This is a genomic window from Candidatus Epulonipiscium viviparus, assembly GCF_030708075.1.
GTDB lineage: Bacteria > Bacillota > Clostridia > Lachnospirales > Cellulosilyticaceae > Epulonipiscioides > Epulonipiscioides viviparus.
Genome location: NZ_CP117982.1, coordinates 262,084 through 287,239 on the forward strand (window position 1 = coordinate 262,084; position 25,156 = coordinate 287,239).

Consider the following 25,156-nt stretch of genomic DNA (forward strand, 5'->3'; position numbering starts at 1 on the left):
CAATAGATAAATTAATTAATTTATAAAAACAATTGTAAAATTATGTAAAAATAACCAAAATAGTCTTTATTAGTATTACAATTATAATAAATATTTTATAAATTATTGTCATCTAGTTCTCAGTTACAAAAGATATGACTCATGCTACCGCAGCTGATGCGAAAGTTACGTATATACTTAGTATGACGATTACTATAATTACTACATGCGTGTCGTATGAAAATTTGAATTTTGCCTGTATTTATTCTACAGTAACTATCTCAGTATAAATATCAAAAGGTACACTAGAGCAATAAAACTCAGGCGTACCCTTTAATTTAGTAAGGTAATTCTTGCCCAGCATTTTTGTAGGCCTCGTTAATAAAATATATTTGAGAGTCCATGGCATCATCGAATTCTTTGCGCACATATTCTCCGGCTGAAGTCATAAATCTGGCTTTTGTATTATCTTTTAGCATCACTTCTAGAGTTTCATAAATATGGTTTTTGATTTTGCTATCATAAATAGGCGCAGCGACTTCAACACGTTTTTCCAAATTTCGGGGCATACAATCTGCAGACGAAATATAGATTTGCATATCATCAGGTTGTCCAAATACATACAATCTGGAGTGCTCTAAAAATCTACCCACAATACTAGTAATGTAAATATTTTCACTAGAATCTTTAATATTTGGTAACAAACAAGATATTCCGCGTATAATCAAATCAATTTTGACACCTGCTCTAGAAGCTTTTACAAGCGCATCGATGATATCTGATTCTGTCAGAGAATTCATTTTCATAATAATACGACCGTTTTGAGTTTGATGTTGCTTTTCAATTTCTCTATCGATTAGTAAAATTAACTTATTTTTGAAGGCAAACGGTGAGACAACAATACATTTATACGTTCCATTTAAATTTTCTGTAGGGATATTCTTAAAAAAGCTATCAATATCTTGCCCGATATTTTGATCAGCAGTCATAAGAGAAAGGTCCGTATAAACTTTGGCCGTAACTTCATTATAATTTCCTGTTCCAATTTGAGAAATATAAGTAATTTCGCCAGAATCTTCCATAAACGAAATTAAACAGACTTTTGAATGAACCTTAAAGTATTCAAGTCCAAATATGACGGTACATCCTGCTTCTTTTAATTTCTCAAACCAATTGATGTTGTTGCTTTCATCAAATCTGGCCCGAAGCTCCATAATTACAAATACACTTTTGCCATTTTCGGCAGCTCGGCATAAATAATCCACGATTCTTGTTTTGGGGGCCATTCTATAAATTGTAATTTTAATAGATATAACTTTTGGGTCACTTGCAGCTTCTTTTAGCAGTTTTAAGAATGGCATGATGCTTTCGTATGGATAAGATAGCAATAGATCTTGGTCCCGAATTTGTTTCATTATGGATTGATTAATATCAATATTGGGTGATAGCTGCGCCGATATTTTTTTATATGTGATTTTTTCTACAATATCTTTTGGTAACATCTTAAATAAATCTGACACATAGCTAAAATCCATTGGACTGCTAGTAATTAAAAAATACTTCTCAGGCAATTTTAACGATTTTTTTAAAAGCTTCATGGTTTCTTTTTCCAAATCATTTGATAGCTCTAATCGCACCGGAGCCAGTCGACCACGTTTGCGCAGCAATGATTTAATATGATCGACGTAATCTTCGTCTTCATCGTTTATTTCTTCATCTAAATTGATATCAGCATTTCGAGTTAACCTAATTATACTCGAGTCTAACATCGTAAACTTTTTAAATAGTTTATGAGCAAATTTCAATATCACATATTCTGTTAATATATATCTAGTTTTTTCTGGATTGAGATATATGATTTTGGGATAATTAGAAGGGAAGGTTATAATGCCATGTTTAATTTTATTTTCTTTTTGCAGTCGCAAAATAATCGCTTGCATATTGTTATATAACTGCGGAAACGGTGAATGCTTGCTTACAATTGCCGGAGACAAAATAGGTGTTAGATGCTCGTTAAAATATGCCTTCACTGTTTCCATTTCTTCTTTGTTTAAATCTTTAATTTCCAGACCATGGATGCTGTAATCCTTTAGCTGCGTATTAACATCACGATAAATGCTATCCCTTTTTTTGTAGAGATAGCCTAATTTGAGATATATAGCATTCAGTTGATCTTCTGCCGTCATTCCGGTTTTGTCTTTTTTATTTGCATCTGTTATCAGTTGGTCAAACAGTCCTCCAACGCGAATCATCACAAATTCATCTAGATTATTAGAAAATATTGAAATAAATTTTAATCTTTCTCCTATTGGAACAGTCTTATCATCTGCTTCATCTAAAACCCTATCATTGAAATTTAACCAAGATAATTCCCTATTTTGCATGTAGTTTCTAGTCATAGATTTCTCCTCCAAGCTGATGATACAAATATCCTTCGCGTAAGCCAAAATTACTAACTATAATTTTTTTTGCACTTATATATTTCGTAATTTCCTTAGCTATAATTAGACCAGGGATAGTAGTGTGCAGTCTTTCGGGTGCAACTTTTAGTATCAAATTAGTGCTTGCTTTTTTGTATTCTTGTATAAATTCTAATAAATTATATAACTCAGCTGTATCAAAAAATTTTCCTTTGACACCATATTTTCTAGCACACATTTTTTTTATTGTACGAAGAGAACCTCCTATTCCTAATATCGTATCAATGCGTTTATTTTGAATAAATTCTACGTCTTGTAGAAGATTGCGGACATGTTCACACATAGATTTTTGCTCTTTTTTATTGGGTATAATATCATTAACAAACATTGAATATAGAGATAAAGATCCTATTGGCAAGCTAATGCAGTCAACTTCCTGCCCATCTACATATTCTAACAATTCGGTGCTTCCACCACCAATATCGATAAGTAGACCTGTTTTTAACTTATTGCTTTTTGAGGCTCCCAAAAACCCCAGCTCAGCCTCCATTTTGCCAGATAGTAAATCTATCTCAAAGCCTGTTCGTTTTTCAATTTCAGCAACCACCTCGACGCTGTTTGTAACATTTCTAAGAGATGCGGTTGAAAATACAAATAATTGTTTCACATTGATAATCGATAACGTATTCTTAAACATATTGAGTGCATTTGAAGCTATATTAACCCCAGATTGAGTTAGTTCTCCGTTTTTGCGATATCCTGCTAACCCAACAGTTTCTTTAGTATTTAATAAACGTACAAAATCATTGCCCTCTTTACGGTAAATACATAATCTAATAGTGTTAGACCCTAAATCTATAACTGCATACTCCATTTTCACTCACTCCCTTTGGTTGTATTTTGCGTAATTCATTGCGTTCTTATCCATAAAATTTTTTATTATGAATACAAAATTAAAAGCAACCACAAGTGAAAGTTTGCGGTTGCTCATGTTTTTCTATAAATTAGGTAGATTTGGTAAGCCCGTCTGCATATAATTGAGACAATTCATATCAGCTCTCAGGTTATACCATGGCTTTGGCATTTCATCTTCTTCTAGATAGATTTTATATGGTATTGTTGCCATTTTTTTCCTTCTAAATTTGTTATTAGCCACTTAATCGACTAACGGGACTATATCATATGCCCCGAAAATGAACAAGGTGAAAGCACAACTTTTTTCAATTACGTACATACATGTGAATAACTTACGTAATATCGGGTATACTTTGCCATATATTGCAAGGTATGGAGGACGAATTATGAAACTCTTAATTTATATAATTACATTTATAATGATTGCTCCAAATTTATTAGCAAAGCCTGTAATTAAACGCACCGAATTTTTGAGAAATACATTTGTAACAATTGCCGTTTATGATGACAGACATGAAGAGGTTATCGATAGTTGTTTTGCTCTCTTACACTCACTAGATGATAAGCTGATTCAACAAACCTCTCTTGTAGACAAAGAGCTCTCGCCAGAAATTTTTTATCTAATAGAAAGAGGACTCTATTATAGCAATTTAACAAAAGGCGCCTTTGACATTACTATCGCACCTCTCAGTACATTATGGCAAAGAGGAGTTCCAACAAATCCAGAAATATTAGCAGCTCTCAATTTGGTAAATTATAAAAATGTATTCGTAAATAAGGCTGCTCGCACTGTAACTTTTCAATACGAAAATATGCAATTAGATTTTAATAGCATTGCAAAAGGATATCTAACAGATTTAGTCTGTCAGGAGTTACAAATGGCTGGTGTTGAAGACGCTCTCATTAATATTGGAGGCAATATATATGTTATAGGCAGCAAAAACATTGCAATATACATTCAAGATCCATTTGCACACGTCGGCGAAGCTTTTGCTGCCATATTTTTAAACAATGAATCGATGGTAACTTCCGAAGTTTATGACCAAACATACATTTTAAATACCAAAACAGGATACCCACTTGTCAATAACTTAGCAAGTGTTAGTGTTATTGGTATCAATTCTTTAGAGTGTGACTGCTTATCCACTGCTGCCTTTGCCATGGGGCTCGAAGATGGTCTCAATTTTATAGAAAGTTTGCCTGCAACAGAAGCGATTTTTGTGACCAAAGACAAAAAAGTTTTCACAACTTCCGGAATCACTCTAAACATTATTAACCCCAATTATGAGCTACACTAATCTGGTAAATTAGACAAAACATTTTTACAAACTAAAATTTTTAGGAGGAATTTACATGCAAAGATATTTTAACTTTTCAGCAGGGCCAAGTATGCTTCCATTAGAAGTATTAGAGGAAGCGCAGAAAGAATTTGTTTGCTATGCAGATAGCGGAATGTCTGTAATGGAAATGAGTCATCGCTCAAAAGTTTATGAGGATATAATTTTTACTGCAGAAACTAATTTACGCGAATTGATGCACATTCCAGATAACTATAGCGTAATGTTTTTACAAGGAGGAGCAAGCACACAATTTGCTATGGTACCGCTAAACTTGCTCGTTGGTTCCAAAAAAGCTGATTATGTCAATACGGGGCAGTGGAGCAAAAGGGCCATTGCAGAAGCCAAGAAATATGGTTCGGTTAATGTTGTTGCCTCTTCTGAAGATACGGTTTTTAACCATATTCCAGCTTTGCCTGCAACGATTTTTGATAAAGATGCAGATTACGTATATTTAACTCTGAATAATACCATTTATGGAACGCATATACCAAATGATAAATTGCCAGATACAAACGGCGTGCCTTTGGTTGGAGATATGAGCTCAAATATTTTGGCTGAGCCATACGATATTTCTAAATTCGGAATCGTGTTTGCAGGTGCGCAAAAAAATCTTGGACCAGCAGGGGTAACTATCGCCATCGTACGCAATGACCTGATCGGCAAGCACCAAGATATCACTCCAACAATGTTGCAATATAGCACGCATGCAGCCGAAAAGTCTTTGTATAACACCCCGCCAACATACTCCATATACTTTGCAGGATTGGTATTTAAGTGGGCTAAAAAATTGGGCGGCATCGACTATATGTATGCGCTCAACAAGAAAAAAGCTGCTATTTTATATGATTATTTAGACAACAGCAAATTGTTTAAAGGTACTGTTAGACCTGAAGATAGATCGTTGATGAATGTTCCGTTTGTTTTGCCAACAAAAGAATTAGATGCTAAATTTATCAAGCAAGCCGAGTCCTTGGGGTTTGTCAATTTAAAAGGTCACAGAACAGTTGGCGGAATGAGGGCTTCTATCTATAATGCCATGCCAATAGAAGGTGTAGAAAAGTTAGTTGCGCTTATGAAAACTTTTGAGGAGGAAAATTAAATGTTCAATATTCTGACATTAAATGAAATTTCTAATAAAGGTACTGATAAATTAAAAAATACAGATTTTGTTGTCACGCCCGATGCTCTTGCTCCGGAAGCAATCATGGTTAGAAGCGCATCAATGCATAATATGGAATTAGCCCCTAATTTGCTAGCGATATCTCGTGCTGGGGCTGGGACAAATAATATTCCAATCGAAAAATGTACCGAACAAGGAATTGTCGTATTTAACACTCCCGGAGCTAATGCAAACGCTGTAAAAGAGCTGACACTGGCTGGCTTATTGCTAGCGTCGCGCGAAATTATTGCGGGTACAACATGGACACAAACGTTAGCTGCCGAAGCCGACATAGCTGCAGTTGTAGAAAAGGGCAAGAAAGCATTTATTGGACCGGAAATATCTGGTAAAACGCTTGTGGTAGCTGGTCTTGGAGCCATCGGAGTTCTAGTTGCTAACGCTGCGTTATCGCTGGGTTTAAAAGTAATTGGCTATGATCCATATCTATCTGTTACCTCTGCGCTCCTCATAAATAATGGTGTAAAAATCGTAGAAAATCTGGACAAAGCAATTGGTCAAGCAGATTATCTTACACTACATGTTCCGTATCAGGCCTCTACCAAATATATGTTCAATCAAGCGATGTTCGAAAAAATTAAACCTGGCTGTAGAATTTTAAACTTTTCAAGAGGAGAATTAGTAGACAACACGGCATTAATCGCTGCGTTAAACCTTGGCATCGTTGCCAAATACGTAACAGATTTTCCAACAGCCGAGCTGCTCAATCTTCAAAATGTAATCTGCATTCCTCACTTGGGCGCATCAACTCCAGAAAGCGAAGAAAACTGTGCCGAAATGGCTGCAACAGAATTAGCCGCATTTCTAAAATATGGTGTCATCAAAAATTCTGTAAACTTCCCAACGTGCGAATCGCCATATATCAATAAGCCACGCATCACACTGATCCATAAAAACATTCCGAAAATGGTTGGTCAGGTCACCAATATTCTTGCAGATGAAAATTTGAACATCGACAATATGATCAACAAATCTCGCGGCGAAATAGCATACACATTGGTAGATCTTGACAGCCTCAACGATGCGCCAAAAATAATCTCGCTATTGGAGCAGATTCCAGGAATGGTAAAAGTCAGATTAATCTAAAAAGTAGCTAATGGATTTGATGTCATCGCAACTGGCGCAAAAGTTGGTGATGCGAAATTTGATGCAATAATAAAAGCAGCCATAGACACCGTTGTGAAAGGTGCTACAACTGCAAAAACTGCTGAAGCTGCAGTGCTAGAAGTCGCATCAACTCCAGAAAGCGAAGAAAACTGTGCCGAAATGGTGGCAACAGAATTAGCCGCATTTCTAAAATATGGTGTCATCAAAAATTCTGTAAACTCCCCAACGTGCGAATCGCCATGATGATCTTGACAGCCTCAACGATGCGCCAAAAATAATCTCGCTGTTGGAGCAAATTTCAGGAATGGTAAAAGTCAGATTAATCTAAAAAGTAGCTAATGGATTTGATGTCATCGCAACTGGTGCAAAAGTTGGTGATGCGAAATTTGATGCAATAATAAAAGCAGCCATAGACACCGTTGTGAAAGGTGCTACAACTGCAAAAACTGCCGAAGCTACAGCGATAAAAATTGTAATAAATATTATGTGCTCGCCAAAATTCAAAGGCTACTCTTCGAATTTTATAATTTCGCCCAGCTCAGCCGATTTGAATGCTGTTTCCATAACGCGCATAACTCTCATAACTTGATCTGGCTTTACGATTTGAGTTTCTTTGCCTTCGATCGTTGCAATAACATTTGCGTAAAATTCTTTGATGTTCCCCCATTTTATTGGAAGGGTTTCAGACACGGTGGTTTCTCTTGTTCGAGGAGCCATGGTTTTGGTAAGTCCTGCGGCAGTAACAATAGGGGTTGCATCGTTTTTAGTTTTATCTGTGATTCTAGTAACGTCAGCATCCTTGCCACCTCCGCCAAGTTTATCGATACGCAATGCTCCTTCGGTTCCCAACACATACCAGCGTGGCAAATCGATAAAATTTGCAGTGGCAACTTCGAGTAGAGCGCTAAGGCCGTTTTTAAATGTCATAATCATCCTAAAGCCATCATCTACTTCGTCGTTAGTTACGTGTTGCATAGTTGCGTAAATGGTATCGATCTCATCATCAACTATCATTAGCAATTGATCAATAATGTGAACGCCCCAATCGAGCATCATACCCCCGCCATTTTCTTTTTTGCCTCTCCAATCTCCCGGAATGCCGCGCGAGCCATGAATTCTAGACTGAATTTCGAAAACATCACCCAAAATTCCTTCGTTATAAGCATTTTTAACGGTCAAAAAATCTCCGTCCCATCTTCTATTTTGGTGAACCACAAAAACATTTCCAGTTCTTTTGGACGCATCAATCATTGCCTGCAAATCAACTGAAGAAATTGTGACAGGCTTTTCGCAAACGGCATGTTTACCGGCCTCGAGTGCACGAATAACTACATCTCTATGAACATCATTTGGAGTTGCACATAAAATAATATCGATTTGATCATCAGCAAGCATGGCCTCAAAAGAATCATAAGCAACCAAACCTTCTGCATTAGCTTCATCTAATCTTTTTCTATCTATATCAAAAATTCCTTTTATTTCAATGCCTAATGGGTTTGTTATCTCTGCAGCGGCATTTTTTTGGTTAGCATTACCAGTTTGAATTAATCTTTTATGCCAATGAGCCATTCCGCCATATCCAACAATTCCCATTTTATATATTTTATTATTCATAGAATCACCTTTCTATTATATAAAATTTTAGTGCATGAATTTGTTTGATTAATTAATTTTTTAGCAGAAAGTTTTTAGAATATCAGTTTTTTCATATAATCAATAGTAAATTGAACTCCTTTATCGCCTAGTTCATCTTTCCAAGTTGGAGAATGCGGTTCTATACTTAACGTTCTATTATATCCTAGTTTGTATAAGAGAGCAAAAAACTTGGGCCAATCAGTTTGGTCAAGACCAGCTGGTGGATCATCGTATCGTTTTCCGTCAATGGTTAAACTGCCTTTTAGATGAATATGAATAATTCTTGAGCCCCATTTCGCCATTTCATGAAGATAATCGCCACCATCATAAATACAATGAGACGGATCATATTTGATATATAAATCTTTAATATTTGACAAAATTGCGGACCAGGCCGGATCACAAACAATATAGTTATTCCATCTGCAGTTGTATACTGCAATCTTGATATCTTTTTCTTTGGCATAAGCAATTAATGTATGAAAATAAAAAATGGTATCTCGATAATTATCAAAGAGAGAATGTTCGCTAATATAATTGCAACCAGTGACATAAATTTCGCTACCCAATGTTTTTGCAGCATCAATAAGAGCTTTATCAATATCAAGTTCAGCTGAATTAATTTTGCCATTTGGTAAAATTTTAAAACCACCCCATCGACCCACAGATCCAACTTCAAGTTTAGCAGAATTCAAATTGTTTTTAATTTCGGTGATTTGACTTAAAAATTGTGTATGGCTATCTGGTACATTTTCGTTATAATTTATACAAAATTCGACAAATTCTAAATTTTTATTTTTAATATTATTTAAATTTTCTAATGTATAATTATTAGTAATAATCCCTAATTTCATACGTAACGATCAGTCCTTTCAAATAAATATAAGTCCAATGATTATACCCAAATATTGTAACATCGATTAAATAAGATGTAAATAGTATAAGCAATATAAATAGAAAATTTTGGTTAATTACAGGAGAAATTTGGATTTGATATTTGGAAACTTAACCGCAACGCGATCTTCAAATTCTTCAAAATATTTATTTGCAGTGACAATTTCTAGATTAACTACTTTATTATAATTAGGCTTATCATTAGGTATTTCGGTTATTTTAAAAATCACATTCTCACTGTCGGCCTTATCTAAAATACCCTCCAACACAGAGGAATCAAATACTAAGCTCACAAATTTAGTTTTGATTTCCAGAATAGCATTTTTGGTTATCATCAAACTTTTTAACAAATCAAAATCCATTTCTAACTTGATGCCAAGAGTAACATTATTGGTGGTGGTAACATCTACAATTACTTTTGGAATGGCAGAGTTAAAGAGAGCGGTCTGAACCATTTTTGTAACTGCAGTAATAACCTCTGTAGCTTCCAATAAGATATGAGGAATTTTAGTATGTTGATTTGGAGAAAGTTCGATCATAAGTTCTGCCGCATCTTGCGTATTGAGAGAGTTATGAATTTTAAGCAGATAATCGAACTGAGGAGACATTTTTTTTGATGGATCTTTTTTGTCTCTATCAAATTCATAAGTCGCCGTATCGTTAATTACAATTTCTGGAAATTCTGTAATTAATCCATTGTCGAGCTCTTCTTCTAAGACAGCGCTTAATAATTCTAGGACCTCAATTCTCAATGCTTCTTTTACGTCTTCTGTTATTAAATCAGACTCTATTATAATGGTGGTGTCCGTAACCGCAGCATCCTCTTGCATAAAAGTTAAGGATTTTATTACCGAAATCAATTTTTCACGCGTTTCTTCATTATTAAATAGTAGAGCTTCAATTTCTAAATTTTCTAAATAATCCAGTGTTCCGAGTACTTCAATTCCTTCGGCTAATGCCGTATTTCCTACCAAATTTAAATCAGCTAAATTATCGCAATATTCCACAACAGAAATATCGACCAGTGATTTGTTATCAGCCAGATTAAGCTTTTTTAAAATTGCGGCTTGCGCTAAGGCATCGATTGCGCGAGCACCAGAAGATGTTGCAAGCATTTCTGTATTATCGTATCCAAGCTCCATTAATTCTGAATGTGTCAAAAAATCACCTAGCATATTTTGGCTTAAATCTAAGGTTACTAACTGACTAATTGCCGAGTGTAGTTCCGAAAAAAGAATACTTTTAATTTGATTATTATTAACGCTTAACTCAGATAATGAAGTAAAACCGAATAAATCCAACACTTTGATATTATTGTTGTTTATGCTCAATTTTTTTAAATGCGGCAACTTACTTAATGCGTGAATGTCTTGGATATGATTGTCATCTAGATTTATATATGTTAATTCTGTTGCATATTGAAGTCCGTCAAGTTTTTGAATACCCTTGCCTATTGCTTCAAATTCACCTGAAAGTGAGTTCAAATTTTGTATACTTGTTTCACCATTGGCATTAAATTCTATAGACGGGTATATAGTAACTATTGCCTGACGCAGCGCCACATCGGGAACTTGAACTAAACTTGTTGTAGCTGCTTTTTTCATCATTAAATCCTCCTCACATTGATGAGATAAAATATTTGCCAAAATTATGTTATCAGCAGTTATTGGGGCTGTTGCAGTTCCCACGGCAATATTGGCTTCAAAATCTGTCATTGATGCAGCAATAGCTTTTTCGGTTGAATTAATTTCTATGGCAGTCGCCTCAGCATCGTGGGCAACTGTTTCAGCCGATGCTATAGTATCAGAAAGATCGATATGTGCTAATATAGGAACATACTGTTTATACGTAGGTAGATCATAACCGTTATCGCTAGCAATAATGTTAGCAATTAATTTTTTTGCATTAGTAATTTTGGATATTAGATTACCCTTGTCTACAGTCTGTCCTAATTTTTTCAAAGATATAAATTCGGCCTGAGCTTTTTTGAGTAGATCCGTACTATTTGATTGTGATGCACACTCTATGGCATACAGAAAGTTATGTTTAGCAATAGGGGGCACCCAATATTGAGTAGGCAATACATCAGCCCCAGCAGCAGTAGAACTAACGATAGATTCAGCTAAGGTTTGAGCAGCACTGACCAATGTATTCATTTCAGAAGTTTGGATATATAACGATGGACATTCAATAAATAAAATTTCTGACTTTGCAGAATTATATCGTTCAATTTTGGGGATAGCTGCGGTAGATATTTTAGAAGCATCAGTCGTCGTTGCATCTTTAGAGGAATATAAATAAGCGTAAACTGGTAAAGTGGATGAAACCACCAACGTTGCGAGTAATATTTTTTGCAATCTCATATGTACTTACTCTCCTTTTCTAAAATTTAAAAATAAATATGTAATAATTAATGCTATCATGATTGTTGAATAGTGTCAATATATATTAAAAGCAAATAAAAAAGAAGCTAATACGGCAATAAAATTCGCAGTAGCTTCTCAATGTAGTTTATAGATTTAAATTGCTTCAAACACATAAATTTGTGAAGTAAAATCTCCCTTATCGGTGCCGGAAGTATATTTACCTTCAAAGTTATCTGATTGAGTTAATCCAGTAAATTCCGTTTCTAGAATCATTCCAACATTCATCAATTCATCGCCATAGTAATTTTTGTTATTGCAAGAATATTCTGTGGCAGAATTTAAACCGACTAAATTAATTTTTTTGATTGATGGATTTGGCGATGCTAAAATTTTGTAATAGCCTAAAATGGCCGTTGATTTATCTGCGGAAACAACTAACCAGCAATAAAAATTGCCTTGTGATAATCTATAAAAATCACCTAATTGAATAACATCCTGATATTTTTTAAAAAACGTGATCTGTTCCTTAACCTGTTCTAATTCGGCGGCAGAAATTTTATTTAAATCTAGTTCATAGCCAAAGGTTCCAAAATAAGCGACATCTGCACGCATTTTTAAACTAGTGACTCTATCTACTTGGTGATTTGGAACTGCAGCAACATGGCTACCCATCGATACAATAGGATATAGCATAGATGTGCCATATTGGATGTGTAATCTCTCGACAGCATCTGTATTGTCGGAAGCCCAGGCCTGGGGAGCATAATATAGCATTCCGGCATCAAATCGGGCACCTCCAGATGCGCAAGATTCAAACAATATCTCTGGAAATCTAGCAATTAGTCTATCGTATAAGCTATATACCCCCAAAATATATCGATGGAAGAATTCTTTTTGGCAAGCAGCAGTTAGTGAGTGGCTAAATGCTTCTGTAATATTGCGATTCATGTCCCATTTGATATATGCAATATTGGCGGTATCAATAATTTCGCACATTTTATTAAAGATACAGTCTACCACTTCGGTTCTACTAAAATCCAATACATATTGATTTCTACCATACGAGGATTTTCTATTTGGCGTTGCGATAGCATAGTCTGGATGAGTAGCATAAAGTTCGCTAATTTCATTAACCATCTCTGGTTCGAACCACAATCCAAAATCTAATCCCATAGCATTAATTTTTTCGGAGAGTCCTTTGATACCGTTTGGCAATTTTTCTAAATATACCGACCAATCTCCTAATGAAGTGGAATCGTTATCTCGTTTTCCGAACCACCCATCGTCGAGTACAAATAGTTCGATTCCGGCAGCTTTTGCAGTTGCTGCAATTTTCAAAATGCTTTCTTCGTTAAAGTCAAAATATGTTGCCTCCCAATTATTAATTAAGATAGGACGACTTTTTTGTTTGTACTTGCCACGCATTAGATTATTTCTAAACAAATTGTGAAAATTTTGACTCATTTTATTTAGACCCGAATCGCTATAGACCAGAACGGCTTCTGGGGTGTCAAACTTTTCGCCAGCCAATAATGTCCAATTGAATTCGAACGGATTAATGCCCATCAAAACACGAGTAACATCATACGCATCTACTTCCACTTGGGCTAAAAAGTTGCCACTATAAATTAAAGTGAATCCATACGCTTCTCCAGCAGTTTCAGTAGTTTGGGGGCGTTTGAGTGCAATAAAAGGATTGTGCATAGCACTGCTGGCACCTCGACTGCTAGCAACAGACTGAATACCCGAAGTAATTTTACGAGTAGAGATATGACGTTCTCGAGCCCAAGCTCCATCTAAAGTAATCATTTCAAAATTACTATCATATAAATCGAGACTAGCGGACATTGCGCGTTCTATTCTTAAAGGCTTTGTAGAGATATTGATAAACGCAGTACTGCGAACTATTGCCGCTATATCAGAAAATACATGATAACGTAAAAGTACTTTTAAGCCGATCACATCATCTTGTAAAGTGATCTCCAAAGTTTCAACGTTATTACCATAAGTGGATGGTAGACCCGTAATAGCATCTTTTCCATTTTTTATGATGTGAGATTTGTAAACAAGGTCTGTAATAGAACTACCGTTATCGGCAACAACTTGATACGCAGGATCACGATAATCGCCTGTACCATAGCTTGGATATTCTTGTTTTAGGACCTCCAACGAAAAATCGAGATCACCTTTAAAGACACACGGAGCAAGACTGGTGCCTTTTTCTACTAACAAATGATCGAAGTCATCACGATGTCTAATCTTTTTTCCAAAGTATAATTGTCCAAGATGATTATTTTTTAAAATCTTAATTATATAACTCACATCATCATTATAAATATGAAAAGTGTTATTACTAAACTGAATCACAGTAATCAATCCCTTCGTTGTTAAAAATAAAAAGACCACAGTATGTTGTGATCTTAGATTAAATTAATGGTTGAATGCTTCATTAGTGTGAATGAAACTACAAATAGTATAGCAGAAATATGCAAATAATGTATACCCCCATCCCATACCAATTGTGTAAATTCGCGGACCAATCGCTTAATTACATTAATTTTCCAATGTTGCATCATTCGATTTAGGACATTTGTTAAAAATTTTGTCTGCTATAAATCCGCCTGCAGCACAGATCACAGCCAATGCAGCCAAATAGCTAAGTGTATCTGCTCCGATACCGCCTTCTCTCGCTAAGCCAACTTTAGAAAATACTACGTACATTCCAATCATTACAAAAATTACAAAACCACTAAATAAATAGCGCGATTTCCAAGGAGTCAAATCTACAGCATTACTAACAGGTATTTCGTATGGCTTTTCTGTAGGATATTTTTTGCCTATCGCTAGCATCATCGCACAAGAAATAACAAATAGTATACCAGAGATGTGTAGATAATGTATACCTCCATCCCATACCAATTGTGTAAACCCATAAGTGGTTACAAAAAATGTAATAGCAATTTTGGCAGCAATAGGAGGAACTCGCTTGGTTACATAGCCCATGAATATTATTGTAAAGATCGGAACATTAAAGAAGCCGTTAATGGTCTGTAAATAATCAAATAATCCTGCAGGTGCATTTAAAATAAAGGGGGCAACAAACATCGAGATTAGAGCTACAATTAAGGCAAATATCTTACCTACTTTAATAAGTTCTGTTTCTGAGACTTCTCTTTTTGTTGCAGGTTTGTAAATATTTAGAGCAAATAACGTAGAAGCGCTATTGAGAACGCTGTTAAATGTGCTTAAAATTGCTCCCATCATTGCAGCTGCAAATAATCCGACCAAAAAATCAGGCAATACCATGCTTACAAGCAAAGGATATACAGTATCTGTATTAGAAATACTGGAACCCAAAATTTGAAATGCAATAATTCCGGGAATAATAACCATGATAGGAGTGAGTACTTTTAGCAACCCAGCAAAGATTACTCCTTTTTGTGCCTCTTTGAGATTTTTGGCACCTAACGCACGTTGAATAATAGCTTGATCAGTCCCCCAATAATATAAATTAACTAAAAATAGCCCTGTAAATATTGTTGAAAACGGAAGTGGATCTGTATTAGAACCAATAGAATTAAGTTTTTCTGGCGAGTGTTCTATAAAAGATGTGAATCCTTCGACAAAATGACCATCGCCCAAAAAGAAAATACCAAATATTGGAACTAACAATCCTCCGATAACTAATGCAATTCCGTTGATAGTATCAGAGATAGCAACAGCTTTTAGCCCTCCAAATATTGCATAGATGGACCCGATAACACCTATAACCCATACCATAATCCATATTGATTGAACATAGGTTATGCCAAATATTTCAGAGACGTTAAAAATTTGACCCATAGCGACTGCGCCAGAATATAAAGTGATAGGTAACATATTTATTATGTAGCTAATTAAAAATAAAATTGTGACAAATTGTTTAGTGCCATTATCAAATCTTGACTGAATAAAATCTGGAATTGTAGTAATACCTTGCTTTAGATATCGTGGAACTAAAAATATTGCAATTAAAACTAATACGAGCCCGGAGGCAACTTCCCAACCCATAACTGACATATTAGCCGAATAAGCTTGACCTGACATTCCAACAAAACTTGCTGCACTTAGATTAGTAAGTAATAATGATCCTGCAATAACCCCGCCCGTTAAACTTCGTCCACCAAGAAAGTATCCATCGCTAGTATCAAGTGTATCATTTTTAGTTTTTGAATAAGTAATCCATCCTACTATACCCGAAAAAATTATAAATGAGACCAAAATCATAATATTCATTTTATTGTTTCCTCCTCTTTTATTTTGAATACATTTAATAATTAATTTTTTTTACACTACCTCTCTCCACTAAATATGGGCAACAAGTTTCATGAACACTTTCGCTAATATTAAATAACAAATCTACACTACTCTTTCCGATTGCTTTTAACGATACCATCATTGTCGTTAAATCTAGATTAAACCAATCAATAAAGTTTAAATTATCAAAGCCTATAATGGATATATTTTCGGGAATATTTAATTTCAATTCTTTTAAAGCTTTTATTACTCCGAGAGCCATAATGTCGTTTGCAGCAAAGATAGCAGAGGGGGTATGATTTGTAAGATAATCTTTGGTTTCTGCATAAGCAATATCTTCACGATATAATCCTGCAATGACCTGAGTGTTTAGATTGTGTTCTAGCATAGCTTTAATATATCCTTGTTTGCGTTCAATAGAAGATAGTCTATCATCGCCTGCTACATGCAAAATATTGGTATGACCATAAGAGATTAAATGTTTTGTTGCTATATATCCTCCTAAAATATTATCGGTGTTAACTACTTTAATTTTGTTGTGCGCATCCTCTGTAAGAGTAATTTGGTCAATTAATACTATATTATATTTTTGAGCGAGTTCTTGTAATATTTGAAGTTGATATGGAAATCCGATAAAAATTCCACCTGCAATAATTCTTGAAGTAAAATAATCTTCGATTAGATCGTATTCTTGTGGGGTGTTGATAATGTTAACTAAAGCAGTGTGATTATATTCTTTAAGAGTATTAATAATAACAGAAAGTACAGTCATATTGTATGGAGAATTGATTCCGATCCATTTATCTGGACTGACTGTAGTATTTATATCTGCAATAAATACTCCGATTATATTAGGTGTTTTGCCAACCAGCGTTCTGGCAAAATGATTTGGTTTGTATCCATATTCATCAATAACTTTTTGAACTTTGATTCTCGTATCCTCTGTTACGTTGGAATAATTATTGATAACACGAGAAACGGTACTACGTGAAACATTAGCAAGTTGTGCAATTTGTTTTGTAGTCATATTTACACCTCCTTTTGGATAAACACGTGTTCATTTAATATATTTATTGTATCATGTAAAAAAATACATTCAAGCATGAAAATGCATAAAAATATAAAATAAAAATTATTCGATATAACCAGTGTAGTTGTTTAAAATATATATTTATGTACAACATTTCTAAAAAAAAAGTAAATTGCGATCAAAACATTATAACTCTTATGTATCAAGGGATTAAAAAAACATAAAAATTCATTTTATGAGAACATTTCGCGAAACGCGTGTTTTACGAAATGTTTAGCTTCACAACTAGTCCTAATTTTAAGCACAAAAAAAGCGAGAATTTTCTCTCGCGTATATTTTGCTTTAAAACAATTTTCTAAATATATTATCGAAATTGTTACTCTCAATACCATTAATACTTTTAAGGTCCTCAAACTTCATTCCGGCATAATTTACTCGTAGACATAAAGTTCTTTTGCACTGGTTAATAATATTTTTCTTGATTTGAATGCTATCAATTTCTCCTAACTTAATAATTGTTATGCGTTTGACTAATATTCCTCTAGATAAATAGAGCATTGTGTTAGACATACCATAAAATGTAGTATTATATATTAACTTATGTGTAGGACTTATTCTTTTCTTTTCATCTACAAAATCAAATTCTGAAAAAAAGGTGTAAATTACGCCAAAAACTTCATTGAATGGTAAAACAGGAAATATAACATTGATTTTCTCATCTGCTTCATCTACTCCTATTATACTAATCGAAATTGTAGCTTTATTAAATAACCTAAAAATGGGAGTTTGACTAATATGAACTGCTGATATTCTTTCTTTATTAATTATTCCACTTTGAGTATTTAGTAGTCCCGAATGTACAGTTATAATTTCTTCTTGTTGATCTATTCTAAAATCATAGAATTTAACTAGGTTCCATAAACAACTAAGCACCTTAATTAATATAATAAATAGCAACAAAGCTATAACCTGGGTCATAGGAGTATCTAATATTACTTCGAATCCAATATTATATCCCAGCACCAATAGTGATAATATAACACTGAGATTAACCACTAGTGTACTATAAAATAAATGCAAATTGCTTTTATCCACATAAATACAAATATACCTATTATCAACATCAGTATATGTAGATTTGTTAGTTGTATTTTATCTAATATAAACTGATAGCTAACTAATAGTATTATTGATAGCATAATTGCAGTACTGGTATTTTTTATTAATAAATATCTTAACATCTGATTATTCATCATAATTCTCCTCTACCCTAAAATTACTTTTCTTTAATTGACGCACGTTACATTGTACTCGCTACATCTAATGTATTCAGACACCATATACTTTATTATTTATTATCTTTTTTATATTGTAGTATATTTTTTAAAGTTTTCAAATATCGGTGTCGATATATATGCTAGAGTTTATTTTTATACTCAAATACATTTTAGGAGGGGTTATTTATGGCAATAAACTCAATTACAGGCTTTCAATCCTCTATTAACAATCCTCAAAATCAAAACATCAATAGAACAAGAGAACTTCAACGAGAACGCGAAGAAAGAAACGAAGAACTTTCAACCGGAAAAAAGGTTAATGAAGCAGCAGACAATCCTGCAGTTATGGCAATAGCCACTAAAATGGTATCAGCATATATTGGATTAAATGCACAAAGTAATAATATCGAATCCGAAATGAGTCGTTCTAATGTTGCCGATGGTGCTTTGAGTGATTCTCAAGCTACTTTATCTCGGATGAACGAACTTGCACTTCAAGCCAATAACGGAATTTTAACTGATGAAGATCGGTCCTATATTCAGATGGAAATGGATCAACTAGGGGAACAATTAGGATCAATTTCTAAAAATACAGAATTTAATACCAAAGCCGTATTTGATGAAGAAGGTATTGATTTCAGTGAAGATACTTTAGGTTCATTTAGTGTTGATGTGACAGATCCTAATGCACTTAGCCAAATTCGTGGAATGTCTTCTGCTGTTAGTTCGATGCAAGCCGAAGTAGGAGCAGACTACAATGCAAATGAATCAGAAGTAAGATCTAATAATATTACTGCAGAAAATACCATGGCTGCTGTTAGCCAAATGCAGGATACAGATTATGCCGAATCCACTAGTGCAATACTTAAAAACAATTTATTAGATCAATATAGGTTACAAATGCAAAGTCAAATGCAAACTCAAATGATAAATCAGATGAGCATTATGCTGTAATTTGAATCAACTTGTAAATTTGTAAATATATTTTTGTAAACGTACAGTAATTTACTAAATTATTTTAACTACTTCACCGATATATATATTAGATTTATGTACTAAGGTACAAAAAAGTTAGGAGGATAATTATGGCACTTGGTCTAAATTCCGATATGAATTATTCTATACAAAACAATGACAGAAATGCTGATCGTGCTACTGCACAAATTCGAGAAATTCAACAAAATCTTGAAGAGCGACGTCAAGAACAGGCCACCGCAGAAGCATTACCGCAATCAGCTAATATTCCCACCGGACTCTCTGTAGGATCTAGAATGGTATCCGCTTATATTGGATTAACTGTCGAAACTTCAAATGTAGAAAGCCAAAACGAGAATTACACTTCTGATAATAGTGCTTTAAACACCACTCAAACCGCAACTAACACGGCTCAGAATTTTACATTAACTCAAAATAATATTTTAACTATTCAGCCACCCGAAGATACCACTAGTTTATATACTACCGAAGAAGAAGAAGATGCCTTGGCTTTATACGAAGACACTCCTTCTCCTCAAGAGGAACTAGAAGCTAGAATCATTGAATCACGTGCAGAAAGAGAAGCAGAACAAGAAGCACTTACCAGTGAAAGAGAAGCAGAACTTAACGCACAACAAGCTGAAACATCTCAAGAAATTAGCGAAATGCAGGAAGAGACACTTGAAGAAAATATTAATGCTGAAAATATAGCTGCCACCGCTAATACTAATGCCACTACTGCAGCAACCAGTACAACATTAAAAACCAATTTATTAGATCAATATAGATTTCAAATGCAATCTCGTTGGCAAACTTCTGCTATGAACATGATGAATCAAATGTCTACTTTATTTAATGTTTAAGTTCAAGAAGGGCAGAACTTTTGCCCTTTTTTATAAAAAGCTTGCAAATACAGTATTCGATATATCTATTCCAAAATTTGTAAGATAAATATTTGTTTCATTTTCTATTAAAGCTTTTTCGTTTTTCCATTTATTTATTTCATATCCATAAATTTCTTCAATATTTTTACCATACCTATTTTTAAAATCTTTTTTACATATTCCTCTAATCATTCTTAGTCCCAAAAACATAAATTCTTCCATACTCATTTTGTTTGTTATAACATCTTCTTCTTTTATAATATCTGTGCCGTGATCTATTCCTTGTATATATTTTTTCAAATCATCTGTGTTTGTATATCTTATATTATTTAAATATCCACTAGCACCCAACCCTACACCAATATATTCATCTAATGTCCAATAGAGAATATTGTGTTTACATTTATACCCATTTTTAGCCCAATTCGATATTTCATATTGAAAAAATCCATATGAACTTAATATTTCTTTTGCAGTAGCATACATTTGTCTATCTACATCTTCAGATGTAATTAAAAATAATCCATTCTTGTAATCATTATAGAGCTTTGTATTTTTTTCTAAAATCAGCGCATATGCTGAAATATGTGTAATAGGATACTGACTGACCCTTGCAAGAGTGCATTTCCAATCATGCAAAGTTTGAGACGGCAATGCAAACATTAAATCTGTATTTATATTTGTAATCCCTATGCCTAATAAATCATTAATGGTATTTTCCCAATCTTCAAAAGTGTGAATTCTGCCTATTTTTTTTAACAAATTATTGCACGAACTCTGTAATCCTAAACTGACTCTATTTATACTCGTATTTTTAATTATTTGCAAATGTGATTTAGTTAAAGTTCCCGGATTTACTTCTATTGTCCATTCTATATCTTTATCTAAAATAAAATTATCTTCAATTACTTCACAAATTTTACTCAATAAATTTACCGATAAAGCAGTAGGAGTTCCACCACCTATAAAAATAGTATTGATTTTTCGTTTAACTTTCCTACTATATCTTTTTAATTCTTCAACTAAAGCACTGACATATACATCTTCTAACGAATTATCTGCAATTGATAAAAAATCACAATAATAACATTTTGATTGACAAAATGGTATGTGAACGTATAATCCTGTATTCATCGTCGCAACTCTTTTCATTTTCTTATTTATAAGTGTAGACATTTTTTTTTAATTATATGCAATTATGTTTAAAAAAATTTTTTCATGGTCATACTACAAAAAAAAACAGAAATGGAATAAAACCGTGAATAAAAATTATTTAGGATTTGTATTTGAATTAGGATTTAACATGGGAATCGCATCATGCCTAGAAGAAAAAATGAAAAACGAAGTTAAAATTCATCTTAAGGATGAATCTTATATACGATCTGCAGTATATTCAACTTATACAAAAGACATCACTGATGTTAACGAACAAAATCTAATAAAGCAAAATATAGACTATCTGTTATTTAAAGGAATACTTTCTGGAAAAAATTTCTTTAAAGAATGGTTAAAAACCAAGGTTCATGATCGAGAATACAAATTGGAATATTTTCAAGCTAATTTTAAAAATGTATTTGGTCAATTCAATCAACAAGACCAAAAAGAGTATTTTATTAATTCTCTAGAAACTCAACTTCAAATAAAGTTAAATGTTACAGAACGAGAATCATTATTTTTTAAAGGACAAGTTTTACGTGCCGATACTATAATTTTAATTTCTGTCAGTCAAAAATACTATTTATGCGTAGTAGATAATGCCATTAGTGTCAGCCATATCCAAGATTATTCAAACTTAGAAAATATAAAAAAAATTTTTCAGCATTCTATTTATTCACAAGTCAGCAAAAGTCAATTTAGTAATCTAGCAATAGATGGTGTAGATATTTCTGATATGAATATTTCTGAATTACTCAATAATTATATGATTGGATTAGCATCAAAAGAGAAACCTTTATTAAAAATGATTCAAGCCGGTAGTTATGCCTATAATTTTATCAAATTATTATTTACTAAAACTACTATACAACATCTCACAAATATATGTATCGTTGGATATACAGATTCAGAAGTTTGTAGTTGTAATTTAACAGATAGTCAAATAGATATTTTAGAAACTTGTTTTAAACATTATTATTATTCAGATAAACAACATAAAACAACTACATTTGAAGATAAAAATAAAGACTTATTTAGTAGAGTTAGATCTAATTTCAAACAATTTTTCAAGTTGGACGAAAATACATTAAATAAACTTGTTAATTTTAAACCGGTATCGTTCACAGAAACATTTGATGATTTTCAAAATACAGCTGCAAAGTATACATTTGAAGAAGACACAGATACCCTGAGAAACATTCATGCAAAACAAATTTCAAAGTATATTGCAAATAAAGATGTTCAACTATTATTTTTAACTGGAAATCCAGGAATTGGAAAAACTACTGCAATTGTAGAATATCTCAAAAAAGAAGAGGGATTTTTATTTTTATACTTAAGTCCTAGAACTCAAGTAAATAATGATATATTAGAAAAGTTTTTAAATAATAATAAATTATACACTGACGATGCTGTATATTTAACAGCAAATAGTCAAGAAGAAAAAAATATTAATGGAGTAAATTTTTTAGCATCTAATCCTGAAAAATATATATCTGTTAAAAGTGATATTACTTTTTTACCTATTGATAATAAGAAAAAAATTTTATATTCGACGACGAAATTCAAGGAGCATAATGATACAATTTTTTCTAAAGCTGCAGAACATAATTTAGGTGTGTTATCCAAACTGACAAAAGCTATTAATTGTGTAATTTCCAATAACTTAAGCAATAAAATTATATCAACAGCTTGTATTCAATCCCTACGAAAATGTTCAAGCGGAAAATCAACAGCAACGCATATCAAAACTATATTCGATACATTTTATAACGAAAATACACGTCAAGTAAAAAATTTTGATAACTTTGCTATAAAATTTCAAAATGTAATTATAATGGTAGATGAAATAACAGGTGATGGTGCCGGAATAGCGTTCTTGGATAATTTAATTAAATTAGTTTATCGACAAATTTATGACGCTATACCGCACAATGAAAAACATAAAGTAAATTTCAAAATACTTGTAGCAGATGCTTCTATTACCAACATAAAAGTCATTGAACAACACTTTAGAAATAGTCTTGGTGATAATAGTAAAATATATTTCAACAAAAATAAACAATCAAACAAAGAATTAGAAATATTTAACTTTCAATTTAGAAATAAATATAATTCTATCTGTATTAACACTAATTCTTATCCTGCTAATAAGTTATCTATAGAATACGATTTATTACTCCAGACTTGTTTTGTCCCAGATGTATCTACTATATCTACCAATATAAATAATAATAATCTCAATGATAAGATAAGTAATGAAGCAATCGATATTATCGCTTCTAAAAGAGCCAAACAAGTTATTATATATATACAAAATTTAAATAGATTAGCACAAATTTCAGAGATAATGAATATTAAGTATTTAAAAAAATTTGGTACACAAATGATTAAAAATACAGACTATATTATTATTAATTCTATTTTATCTGATGCAGAAAAAGCCAATGTACTCAAATATAAAGATCAAGTTAAATTTGTATTAATGACATCTTCAGCTAGTAGAGGTATCTCTTTTCCAAATACCACTCGAATACTAATAGATGTACCTAATTTTAATATTGAACACAATTTAATGGAAATTTTACAATTAATATATAGAGGCAGAGGTGGTAACCTTGATTTTACAACAAAATATTTAAAATTTTTTATCAACGATACGATTTTTTTCAATGATTCTTTGGATAGTACTAGGATTCAAAAATCTTTGATAGGATTATTTACCATGCTAATAATAATCAAAATCGCTATTTTAACACGAATTTATGGCAGTACTAAATTTAAAAATCAAAATATTTCATTAATACCAACCGGTGAAAAAGCAATAGACTCATCTTCAACCAGTCTAATTGAAACATTAAGTTCTTTAATTATACAATTAAAACGAGCTTATCGCAGAGATCTAACCAATAAGAATCTTGAAAATATAATTCATCAATTAACAGAAACTTTTTCTTCTATTAGTATCCATACTCAAGGAGAAATTTTTAATAATACTTCATTAAAGAAAATTCAAAATAATTTTCATACTGTATGGGATAATGGTATGGACAAATTATTAGATTTTAACCCTTTGATAGAACCTATTATTTTAGGAGATTTAATGATTTTTCCACTTAAATGTAGCATAGAGAGTTTTTTGCATTTTAACAATGAAATTATTCGAAAACAATTTATAGACAATAATTTACGTGAACAACTTCTAGAACAGATTCAATATAATGACAATATACCAAATACTATAAAAAAAGACTTAAACACAGCATTAGATACATTAATCCATGTGTATACAAGTAATATATCTAAAAAACTTCAAGATATTACTTGTAATGATTCAATGTTTATAGCTATGCCTATCATAGGTATTTTTACTTTTTCAGAATTTGAAGCTTTTACCGAAAATACACTAACAAATAACAGAAATACATTTAAACAATTATTGTATTCTTATTTAAGATCTCATTATAATATAACTGGTGTATTACCTATATCCAGTAATTACGAGAATGTCCCTTATATACTTTTTAAAAGCAACAACTTACAAGCTATTCGCAACAAAATATATAATGACAGATATATTTTCTGTTCAAGAGAATTAAATTTATTGAATTTACTTTTAATATAATGCACAACAATTCAACATAGCCAAAAAAATAATACTTTTCCATTGTATTTTTTCCAAAATTAGTATAATATATATATGTAT

19 protein-coding genes are annotated in these 25,156 nt (G+C 32.6%); 6 read left to right on the forward strand and 13 right to left on the reverse strand.

What is annotated here, in order from left to right:
- Positions 1 to 317 precede the first annotated feature (317 nt).
- The 3 genes from ppk1 to PCY70_RS00845 all read right to left on the reverse strand — a co-directional run bounded on the left by ppk1 (position 318) and on the right by PCY70_RS00845 (position 3,525).
- Complete coding sequence (gene ppk1, locus PCY70_RS00835; RefSeq protein ID WP_305768075.1) at positions 318 to 2,378, reverse strand: polyphosphate kinase 1; 2,061 nt, start codon at positions 2,376 to 2,378, stop codon at positions 318 to 320.
- Positions 2,371 to 3,273, reverse strand: coding sequence for a Ppx/GppA phosphatase family protein (locus PCY70_RS00840; protein ID WP_305768076.1), 903 nt, complete (start codon positions 3,271 to 3,273; stop codon positions 2,371 to 2,373). Before PCY70_RS00840 ends, ppk1 begins: the two co-directional genes overlap by 8 nt.
- 123 nt (positions 3,274 to 3,396) lie before the next feature.
- Positions 3,397 to 3,525, reverse strand: coding sequence for a hypothetical protein (locus PCY70_RS00845; RefSeq protein WP_010168536.1), 129 nt, complete (start codon positions 3,523 to 3,525; stop codon positions 3,397 to 3,399).
- Positions 3,526 to 3,700: 175 nt separating this feature from the next.
- On the opposite strand from PCY70_RS00845, the gene PCY70_RS00850 reads away from it, so the two are divergent.
- The 3 genes from PCY70_RS00850 to PCY70_RS00860 are packed head-to-tail and all read left to right on the forward strand — an operon-like array spanning position 3,701 to position 6,917.
- Positions 3,701 to 4,612, forward strand: a complete 912-nt coding sequence (locus tag PCY70_RS00850; RefSeq protein ID WP_305768077.1) for an FAD:protein FMN transferase — start codon at positions 3,701 to 3,703, stop codon at positions 4,610 to 4,612.
- A 55-nt stretch (positions 4,613 to 4,667) separates the two neighbouring features.
- Positions 4,668 to 5,753 carry a 3-phosphoserine/phosphohydroxythreonine transaminase gene (gene serC / locus PCY70_RS00855; protein ID WP_010168539.1) on the forward strand — a complete coding sequence of 362 codons (1,086 nt, stop codon included), beginning with the start codon at positions 4,668 to 4,670 and terminating at the stop codon, positions 5,751 to 5,753.
- Complete coding sequence (locus PCY70_RS00860; protein WP_305768078.1) at positions 5,754 to 6,917, forward strand: phosphoglycerate dehydrogenase; 1,164 nt, start codon at positions 5,754 to 5,756, stop codon at positions 6,915 to 6,917. It begins immediately after the preceding gene.
- On the opposite strand, the gene PCY70_RS00865 is transcribed toward PCY70_RS00860, so the two are convergent.
- The 9 genes from PCY70_RS00865 to PCY70_RS00905 form a co-directional block, all read right to left on the reverse strand.
- The gene (locus PCY70_RS00865) at positions 6,914 to 7,144 is read right to left on the reverse strand and encodes a hypothetical protein (protein WP_305768984.1); all 231 of its coding nucleotides are present in this window, start codon (positions 7,142 to 7,144) and stop codon (positions 6,914 to 6,916) included. The two genes, PCY70_RS00860 and PCY70_RS00865, sit on opposite strands and share 4 nt — an antisense overlap.
- Before the next feature lie 118 nt (positions 7,145 to 7,262).
- The gene (locus tag PCY70_RS00870) at positions 7,263 to 7,442 is read right to left on the reverse strand and encodes a hypothetical protein (protein ID WP_305768079.1); all 180 of its coding nucleotides are present in this window, start codon (positions 7,440 to 7,442) and stop codon (positions 7,263 to 7,265) included.
- Positions 7,443 to 7,445: 3 nt separating this feature from the next.
- A complete protein-coding gene (locus tag PCY70_RS00875) occupies positions 7,446 to 8,552 on the reverse strand; it encodes a Gfo/Idh/MocA family protein (RefSeq protein ID WP_305768080.1) in 1,107 nt (368 codons plus the stop codon).
- A gap of 74 nt (positions 8,553 to 8,626) precedes the next feature.
- A complete protein-coding gene (locus tag PCY70_RS00880; RefSeq protein WP_305768081.1) occupies positions 8,627 to 9,427 on the reverse strand; it encodes a sugar phosphate isomerase/epimerase family protein in 801 nt (266 codons plus the stop codon).
- A 117-nt stretch (positions 9,428 to 9,544) separates the two neighbouring features.
- On the reverse strand, positions 9,545 to 11,830 hold the full coding sequence (locus PCY70_RS00885) for a leucine-rich repeat domain-containing protein (protein ID WP_305768082.1): 2,286 nt from the start codon (positions 11,828 to 11,830) through the stop codon (positions 9,545 to 9,547).
- A 156-nt stretch (positions 11,831 to 11,986) separates the two neighbouring features.
- On the reverse strand, positions 11,987 to 14,209 hold the full coding sequence (locus tag PCY70_RS00890; RefSeq protein WP_416387547.1) for an alpha-galactosidase: 2,223 nt from the start codon (positions 14,207 to 14,209) through the stop codon (positions 11,987 to 11,989).
- Positions 14,210 to 14,386: 177 nt separating this feature from the next.
- Positions 14,387 to 16,108, reverse strand: coding sequence for a solute:sodium symporter family transporter (locus PCY70_RS00895; protein ID WP_305768084.1), 1,722 nt, complete (start codon positions 16,106 to 16,108; stop codon positions 14,387 to 14,389).
- 34 nt (positions 16,109 to 16,142) lie between these two features.
- Complete coding sequence (locus tag PCY70_RS00900) at positions 16,143 to 17,156, reverse strand: LacI family DNA-binding transcriptional regulator (protein ID WP_305768085.1); 1,014 nt, start codon at positions 17,154 to 17,156, stop codon at positions 16,143 to 16,145.
- Between the two features lie 345 nt (positions 17,157 to 17,501).
- Positions 17,502 to 18,239 (reverse strand): PH domain-containing protein, encoded by a 738-nt coding sequence (locus tag PCY70_RS00905; protein ID WP_305768086.1) that lies wholly within the window; start codon positions 18,237 to 18,239, stop codon positions 17,502 to 17,504.
- A 383-nt stretch (positions 18,240 to 18,622) separates the two neighbouring features.
- Between PCY70_RS00905 and PCY70_RS00910 the strand changes: the two genes are divergently transcribed.
- Complete coding sequence (locus tag PCY70_RS00910; protein WP_010166351.1) at positions 18,623 to 19,390, forward strand: flagellin; 768 nt, start codon at positions 18,623 to 18,625, stop codon at positions 19,388 to 19,390.
- Positions 19,391 to 19,521: 131 nt separating this feature from the next.
- Positions 19,522 to 20,274, forward strand: coding sequence for a hypothetical protein (locus PCY70_RS00915; RefSeq protein WP_305768087.1), 753 nt, complete (start codon positions 19,522 to 19,524; stop codon positions 20,272 to 20,274).
- A gap of 30 nt (positions 20,275 to 20,304) precedes the next feature.
- On the opposite strand, the gene hemW is transcribed toward PCY70_RS00915, so the two are convergent.
- Positions 20,305 to 21,429 (reverse strand): radical SAM family heme chaperone HemW, encoded by a 1,125-nt coding sequence (gene hemW, locus PCY70_RS00920; RefSeq protein ID WP_305768088.1) that lies wholly within the window; start codon positions 21,427 to 21,429, stop codon positions 20,305 to 20,307.
- Positions 21,430 to 21,553: 124 nt separating this feature from the next.
- Between hemW and PCY70_RS00925 the strand changes: the two genes are divergently transcribed.
- On the forward strand, positions 21,554 to 25,075 hold the full coding sequence (locus PCY70_RS00925) for a hypothetical protein (protein WP_305768089.1): 3,522 nt from the start codon (positions 21,554 to 21,556) through the stop codon (positions 25,073 to 25,075).
- Positions 25,076 to 25,156: the final 81 nt, after the last annotated feature.

What these genes read in the sequence shown, in the direction of transcription:
- ppk1 (WP_305768075.1), bottom strand. Translation starts at nt 2,378, where the DNA reads ATGACTAGAAACTACATGCAAAATAGGGAATTATCTTGGTTAAATTTC.
- PCY70_RS00840 (WP_305768076.1), bottom strand. Translation starts at nt 3,273, where the DNA reads ATGGAGTATGCAGTTATAGATTTAGGGTCTAACACTATTAGATTATGT.
- PCY70_RS00845 (WP_010168536.1), bottom strand. Translation starts at nt 3,525, where the DNA reads ATGGCAACAATACCATATAAAATCTATCTAGAAGAAGATGAAATGCCA.
- PCY70_RS00850 (WP_305768077.1), top strand. Translation starts at nt 3,701, where the DNA reads ATGAAACTCTTAATTTATATAATTACATTTATAATGATTGCTCCAAAT.
- serC (WP_010168539.1), top strand. Translation starts at nt 4,668, where the DNA reads ATGCAAAGATATTTTAACTTTTCAGCAGGGCCAAGTATGCTTCCATTA.
- PCY70_RS00860 (WP_305768078.1), top strand. Translation starts at nt 5,754, where the DNA reads ATGTTCAATATTCTGACATTAAATGAAATTTCTAATAAAGGTACTGAT.
- PCY70_RS00875 (WP_305768080.1), bottom strand. Translation starts at nt 8,552, where the DNA reads ATGAATAATAAAATATATAAAATGGGAATTGTTGGATATGGCGGAATG.
- PCY70_RS00880 (WP_305768081.1), bottom strand. Translation starts at nt 9,427, where the DNA reads ATGAAATTAGGGATTATTACTAATAATTATACATTAGAAAATTTAAAT.
- PCY70_RS00885 (WP_305768082.1), bottom strand. Translation starts at nt 11,830, where the DNA reads ATGAGATTGCAAAAAATATTACTCGCAACGTTGGTGGTTTCATCCACT.
- PCY70_RS00895 (WP_305768084.1), bottom strand. Translation starts at nt 16,108, where the DNA reads ATGAATATTATGATTTTGGTCTCATTTATAATTTTTTCGGGTATAGTA.
- PCY70_RS00900 (WP_305768085.1), bottom strand. Translation starts at nt 17,156, where the DNA reads ATGACTACAAAACAAATTGCACAACTTGCTAATGTTTCACGTAGTACC.
- PCY70_RS00910 (WP_010166351.1), top strand. Translation starts at nt 18,623, where the DNA reads ATGGCAATAAACTCAATTACAGGCTTTCAATCCTCTATTAACAATCCT.
- PCY70_RS00915 (WP_305768087.1), top strand. Translation starts at nt 19,522, where the DNA reads ATGGCACTTGGTCTAAATTCCGATATGAATTATTCTATACAAAACAAT.
- hemW (WP_305768088.1), bottom strand. Translation starts at nt 21,429, where the DNA reads ATGAATACAGGATTATACGTTCACATACCATTTTGTCAATCAAAATGT.